Annotated in this window: 7 protein-coding genes; 4 read left to right on the top strand and 3 right to left on the bottom strand. The window is 67.3% G+C overall.

All coding sequences use genetic code 11. From position 1 onward, the window contains the following. Positions 1-99 precede the first annotated feature (99 nt). From VGT00_15770 to VGT00_15760, 3 genes are all read right to left on the bottom strand, one after another. The gene (locus VGT00_15770; protein HEV8532879.1) at positions 100-891 is read right to left on the bottom strand and encodes a hypothetical protein; all 792 of its coding nucleotides are present in this window, start codon (positions 889-891) and stop codon (positions 100-102) included. A gap of 94 nt (positions 892-985) precedes the next feature. Beyond that, complete coding sequence (locus tag VGT00_15765) at positions 986-2,674, bottom strand: methylmalonyl-CoA mutase family protein (protein ID HEV8532878.1); 1,689 nt, start codon at positions 2,672-2,674, stop codon at positions 986-988. Then, positions 2,671-4,221, bottom strand: a complete 1,551-nt coding sequence (locus VGT00_15760) for an acyl-CoA carboxylase subunit beta (protein HEV8532877.1) — start codon at positions 4,219-4,221, stop codon at positions 2,671-2,673. Before VGT00_15760 ends, VGT00_15765 begins: the two co-directional genes overlap by 4 nt. A 157-nt stretch (positions 4,222-4,378) precedes the next feature. Between VGT00_15760 and VGT00_15755 the strand changes: the two genes are divergently transcribed. From VGT00_15755 to VGT00_15740, 4 genes are all read left to right on the top strand, one after another. Then, complete coding sequence (locus VGT00_15755; GenBank protein ID HEV8532876.1) at positions 4,379-4,741, top strand: hypothetical protein; 363 nt, start codon at positions 4,379-4,381, stop codon at positions 4,739-4,741. A gap of 21 nt (positions 4,742-4,762) precedes the next feature. Continuing rightward, entirely contained in the window at positions 4,763-5,077 is a 315-nt protein-coding gene (locus VGT00_15750; GenBank protein HEV8532875.1) for a YtxH domain-containing protein, read from the top strand. 141 nt (positions 5,078-5,218) lie between these two features. Next, a complete protein-coding gene (locus VGT00_15745; GenBank protein HEV8532874.1) occupies positions 5,219-5,815 on the top strand; it encodes a DUF4337 domain-containing protein in 597 nt (198 codons plus the stop codon). 33 nt (positions 5,816-5,848) lie between these two features. Further along, positions 5,849-6,172, top strand: a 324-nt coding sequence (locus tag VGT00_15740) for a hypothetical protein (protein HEV8532873.1), incomplete at its 3' end; no start/stop codon positions are given.

Genomic DNA, 6,172 nt, shown 5'->3' with positions numbered 1-6,172 from the left:
CAGGCACTCAGAGTGACGGCGACGACCACGAGGACATTGACGAGGCGCCACCGCGCGGCGAGGCTCATAGGGGCCCTGAGCATAGCAGATTCGACAGGCTCAATCCTCGGCCCGGGGCTCCCACGGGAAGCGCTGCTCGCCCGTCCCTTCCGCGCGCGTGATGGCCATCCGCCGCGAGAAGAGCGCCGCCCCCGTGACGGCCGAGACCCAGGTGACATCGAGGTAGGTCACGCCGCGCCGCTCCAGGAGGACGGGAACGAGCCAGCCCGTCACCTCGAGCGGCTTCCCGAGGGCCACGGCGCGCTCCGGGCGCACCAGGAGCTCCTCGGAGCGGGTCTTGCTGTTGAGGAGAACCTCGCTGACCTGGCTGGGGTCCACGCTCAGAAAGCGCTTGGTCTGGTCCATGGCCAGGGCCAACATGAAGGCCACGCGCCTCAAGTCCGCCTGCTTCGAGGTGAGATCGGTGGGCGGGGCCACCGCGACCCTGATCCGGCCCCGCGTGATGCGCACGCCGTCCTCGGGCTTGGGCCTGTTCTTCCCCTCGACGGGCACGAAGAGCGCCTCCGAGAAGCCCTCCTCCACGCGCTGCACCTGCGCGTAACCCAGAATCTCCTCGTACCGGCCGAGGACCTTGCCATTGAACGGATGCCGGAATTCCTCTCCCTTGCGGAAGACAGAGAACTCCTGGCCGAGCAGCACGCCCTTCTTCCTGGCCAGATCCATGTAGAGATGTTCGCCATCCACCTGGACGACGACGCCCTCGACGGGCGGGAAGGCGCTGACCACGTCCTGGAGCATGAGCCCAAAGGTCGCGCCGACCTGGTCGGCGACCCCGGCGTGCGCCGGTGTCGCGATGGTTGTGATGAGGAGCAAGGTGAGTGCCGTCGTCACCCACCCCCTCACCCTGCCCTCTCCCCCTCCAGGGGAGAGGGATTGAGAAAGCGAACTTCCTCTCCCTTCCAGGGAGAGGGCCGGGGTGAGGGTCCTAAAAGACAACGGACGGCTGGTGGACACCGAAGACGGCCCGCAGGGTGTCGCAGATCTCGCCGAGGGTCACCCGCGCCTGCACCGCGGCAAGGATGAGCGGCATCAAGTTGTCCCGTCCGCGCGCGGCCCGGTCTATGGCCTCGAGGGCCCGCGCGGCGGCCGCCGCGTCGCGGGCGGCTCTCAGGCGCCCGATGCGCTCGGCCATGGCCTGGCCCACGGCCGGGTTGACTTCGAAGAGATGACCGGGCGGCGCTTCGTCCATGACGAAGTCATTGACGCCCACCACGATGCGCGCCTTGGACTCGATCTCCTGTTGGTAGCGGTAGGCCGACTCCTGGATCTCGCGCTGCATGAAGGCGATGGCGCTGACGGAGCCGCCGAGTCCGTCGATCTTGGCGATATAGGTTTCCGCCTCCTCCTCGATGCGCCGCGTGAGCGCCTCCACGGCGAAGGAGCCGCCCAGCGGATCCACGGTGTCGGCCACCCCCGACTCGCAGGCCAGAACCTGCTGGGTGCGCAACGCCGTCCGCACCGCGCTTTCCGTGGGCAGGGCCAGCGCCTCGTCCATGGAGTTGGTGTGGAGCGACTGGCAGCCGCCGAGAATCGCGGCGAGGGCTTGCACGGTGACGCGGACGATATTGTTCTCGGGCTGCTGGGCCGTGAGCATGCTCCCGGCCGTCTGGGCGTGGAAGCGCAGCATGCCCGAGCGCGGATCGCGGGCCCCGAAGCGCTCGGTCATGAGGCGTGCCCACAGGCGGCGCGCCGCCCGGAACTTCGCGATCTCCTCCAGGAGGTGGTTGTGCGCGTTGAAGAAGAAGGACAGCTGCGGGGCGAACTCGTCCACGCGAAGCCCCGCCGCCTGGGCCGCCGTGACATAGGCGACGGCATTGGCGAGGGTGAAGCCCACTTCCTGCGCGGCCGTGCACCCCGCCTCGCGCACGTGGTAGCCCGAAATCGAAATCGTGTTCCAGCGCGGCACCCGGTCCTTGCAGAAGGCGAACATGTCGGTGACGAGCCGCATGGAGGGGCCTGGGGGATAGATGTACGTGCCGCGCGCGATGTATTCCTTCAGGATGTCGTTCTGCACCGTTCCCGAGAGCTGCTCGGCGGGGATCCCCTGCCCCTCGGCCACCGCGATGTACAGGCAGAGCAGGATGGCGGCCGTGGCATTGATGGTCATCGACGTCGAGACGCGGTCGAGGGGGATGCCCGCGAAGAGCTCCGCCATGTCCTCCACGCTCCCGATGGAGACGCCGACCTTGCCGACCTCGCTCCGGGCCATGGCGTGGTCCGCGTCGTAGCCCATTTGCGTGGGCAGGTCGAAGGCGACGGAAAGCCCAGTCTGCCCCTGCCCGAGCAGGTAGCGGTAGCGCTGATTGGTCTCGGCCGCGGAGCCGAAGCCCGCATACTGGCGCATGGTCCAGAGTCGGCCACGGAACATGGTCGGCTGGACGCCCCGGGTATACGGGAACTCGCCGGGAAAGCCGAGATCGCGGACGTAGTCCTGAGCGGCCGTGTGCTCCGGGGTGAAGAGCCGCTCCATGGGCGCGCCGTCGGAGCCCGCGAAGAGGCTGGGTCGATCGGGCGTCTTGTCGAGGGCGGGCTTGAGCGTCCGGGCCTCCCACGCGCGCCGCGCGTCCTCGAGCTTCTTGCCTTCGGGGAGCTGCTTCTTCTCTTCGGGCGTCATAGCGGAATATTCCCGTGCTTGCGCGGCGGGTTGGCATCGCGCTTGGTGTGCAGGACCTCGAGGGCCTGGATGAGCCGCCGCCGCGTGTCCCTCGGCTCGATCACCTCGTCCACGTAGCCGCGCTCGGCGGCCACATAGGGGTTCGCGAACTTCTCGCGGTACTCGCGGGTCTTTTCCTCCTTGAATGAGGCCGCGTCCGGGGCCGCGTCCATCTCGCGCCGGTACAGGATGTTCACGGCGCCGTCCGGCCCCATGACCGCGATCTCCGCCGTGGGATAGGCCAGGTTGACATCGCCCCGGATGTGCTTGGAGGACATGACATCATAGGCGCCGCCATAGGCCTTGCGCGTGATCACGGTGAGCTTGGGCACCGTCGCCTCGCAGTAGGCATACAGCAGCTTGGCCCCGTGCTTGATGATGCCGCCGAACTCCTGCGCGGTTCCCGGCAGGAAGCCCGGGACGTCCACGAAGGTCACGAGGGGGATATTGAAGCAGTCGCAGAAGCGCACGAAGCGCGCGGCCTTGAGCGAGGCACTGATGTCGAGGCAGCCGGCCAGGTGCGCGGGCTGGTTGGCCACGATCCCCACGGGCCGGCCATTCAGTCGCCCGAACCCGATGACGATATTGGGCGCGTAGTCCCCCTGCACCTCGAAGAAATAGCGCTCGTCGAGCACGGGACGAACGATGGCCTTGATGTCATAGGGCCGGTTCGGCAGGTCGGGCACCACCGTCTGCAAATCCTCGTCCGCGCGGTCGGCCGGATCGGTGGTCGGCCGGACGGGGGGGTCTTCGGTATTGTTCTGCGGCAAAAAGGTCATGAGCTCGCGGATGAGGGCCAGACACTCGTCTTCGCCTTCCGCCGCGAAGTGGGCGACCCCGGACGTCGTCCCGTGGGTCGAGGCGCCCCCCAGCTCTTCGAAGGAGACCTCCTCGTGGGTGACGGCCTTGATGACGTCGGGGCCCGTCACGAACATGTACGAGGAATGCTTGACCATGAAGACGAAGTCCGTGATGGCCGGAGAATATACGGCGCCGCCCGCGCAGGGACCCATGACGGCCGAGATCTGCGGCACCACCCCCGAGGCCAGCGTATTGCGCAGGAAGATGTCGGCGTATCCGGCCAGCGAGACCACGCCCTCCTGGATTCGCGCCCCCCCTGAGTCATTGAGCCCGATCACCGGCACGCCCGCCTTCATGGCGAGGTCCATGATCTTGCAGATCTTGCGCGCGTAGGCCTCGGAGAGCGAGCCACCGAAGACGGTGAAGTCCTGGGCGAAGACGAAAACGGGGCGGCCATGGATCCGACCCGAGCCGGTGACCACGCCGTCGCCGGGAATTCGCTGAGCCTCCATGCCGAAGTCCTGGCTCTGGTGCACCACCAGCCTGTCCACCTCGCCGAACGAGCCCTTGTCCAGGAGGAGCTCGAGGCGCTCGCGGGCCGTCTTCTTCCCGGCCTTGTGCTGGCGCTCGATGCGCTCCACGCCGCCGCCAAGCTCGGCGGCCTCGTTCCGACGGTGGAGCTCTTCGAAGCGATCCTGGAGGGACATGGGAGCAGGCTCCTTGAGGCGCGCGGGATCGGGCGCACGAGAGACCTGCGGGCAGTATAGGGGCCGAGCTCCGGGAAAGTCAATGAATGCGGGAGCTTTTCCACACTTCGTTTGACTGGCCTTGGCACCTCTGCCATACTTCGCGCCTATGACGCCCGTGGCCCAGACCGTGCTGGTGCTCTGTGCCGTGGTTCTCACCGTGGTCATCGTGACGACACTCCTCAGTTTCAAGCGGACGGCCGCGCGGGCCGAGATCGTCCTGCAGCTGGTCGAGCGCGAGATCCGTCCCCTGGCCAGCCAGATCGAAGGTCTGGCGGGGGACCTGCGCGCGGTGTCGCAGACGGCCAGCGGGAGCATTCAGCGGCTCAACGGCATCTTGGCCCGCGTGGAAGATCTCTCGCTCAAAGTCGCGCGGATCGTGGGGGTGGCCAATAGCCTGACCTCATTGCGCGGCATCACGGGGGTGGCTTCGGGCGCCAAGACGGGTCTCAGCGTTTTTCTCTCGCGGCTCACGAAATAGGAGGCGAGGAGGACAGCGGTCATGGCGGATGAACGTGGCGGCGATGCGGCAGGTTACCTGGGCTGGTTTTTCCTCGGCGCGGTGGCGGGGGCAGCCGCGGCGCTCCTGCTCACTCCCAAGAGCGGCACGGAGACGCGCGAGCTCCTGAGCGAGCACGGCCAGGAATGGTTCAAGAAGGCGCAAGAGGTGGCGGAGGAGGCTCAGGGCCGGGCGGGCGATCTCCTCGACAAGGGCCGTGGGTACATCGAGGAGCAGCGGAACCGGCTGCTCTCGGCCTTCGAGGCGGGTCGTTCGGCCATGAAGGAAGAGATGGGCAAGCAGAACGCGGACCACTAGCCCGGCGGTCCAGAAAGGGCCCATCTGCTTCGTTGGCGCCCTCGGCTGCATGCTCAACGTACAGAGAGTACGCCTCGCATGCAGCCTTCGGGCGCCGCCTCGCATCTGGGCCCTTTCTGAACCGCAGGCGGCCGCAACGACATGCCTGAAGTAGAGCTGCCGAATCCTGAGGAGATCCAGGAGAAGGCCGAGAGCAGCTTCGGCCGGCGGGTGGCGCTCGTCACGGCCGTCTTTGCCGTAATGCTCGCCCTCGCCGGACTCGGGGGCAACAACGCCACCAAGGAGATGCTCCTCGCCCAGCAGCAGTCGTCTGATCAATGGGCCTTCTATCAGGCCAAGGTCATCCGCGAGCATCAATACCGGAGCCAGAAGATGCGTCTGGAGGCCGATCTCATCGAGCGCGGCCCCTCCCTGCGCCCCGAGGCGCGCGAGAAGCTCGAGGCGCTGCTCCGGAAGTACGACGAGGAAGAGAAGCGCTTCGGCGCGGAGAAGAAGGAGATCGAGCAGGCGGCCAAGCGCCTGGAGGCGGCGCGCGATCGCTTCCAGACAAAAGATCCCTACTTCGATGTGGCCGAGGTGTTTCTCCAGATCGCCATCGTGATGTCCTCGGTGTCCATCCTGTCCCGCTCGCGCCCCATCTTCTTCTTCAGCGTGCTCCTGGCTCTCATTGGCGCCACCCTGACCCTCAACGGCTACGCGCTGCTGTTCCAACTGCCCTTCCTGCACCACGGTCACTAGGCCGGTCCCTCGAGGCCACGCGACGGTGTGCACGTGACCCGGCCCCGCCGCCGGCCGTCCGGGGGAAAGACTCGAGCGGGGGCGCGCACGGGCGCCCCCGCCGTCTCGTGGGACACCCGCCTTGCCGCCGCCTGGCCCGAATGGACGGGGGCGCTCGTGGTGGCCGCGGCCACCTTCCTCGCCTTCGCGCCAGTCTTCGACAATGCCTTCGTCGATTGGGACGACGATTCGACCCTGCGCCAGAATCTCGCGTACCGGGGCCTGGGCCTGGACAATCTCCGATGGATGTTCACCACGGCCCACATGGGCCACTACATGCCCGTCACGTGGATCTCTTTCGCTCTCGACTACCTCCTC

The organism is Candidatus Methylomirabilota bacterium, from assembly GCA_036002485.1.
Classification (GTDB): domain Bacteria; phylum Methylomirabilota; class Methylomirabilia; order Rokubacteriales; family CSP1-6; genus AR37.
This window is presented reverse-complemented; position numbering and strand designations above follow the sequence as displayed.

Bases quoted from the DNA above. Each gene is read 5' to 3' on its own strand.
- VGT00_15760 (HEV8532877.1), bottom strand. From the start codon at position 4,221: ATGTCCCTCCAGGATCGCTTCGAAGAGCTCCACCGTCGGAACGAGGCC.
- VGT00_15750 (HEV8532875.1), top strand. From the start codon at position 4,763: ATGGCGGATGAACGTGGCGGCGATGCGGCAGGTTACCTGGGCTGGTTT.
- VGT00_15765 (HEV8532878.1), bottom strand. From the start codon at position 2,674: ATGACGCCCGAAGAGAAGAAGCAGCTCCCCGAAGGCAAGAAGCTCGAG.
- VGT00_15745 (HEV8532874.1), top strand. From the start codon at position 5,219: ATGCCTGAAGTAGAGCTGCCGAATCCTGAGGAGATCCAGGAGAAGGCC.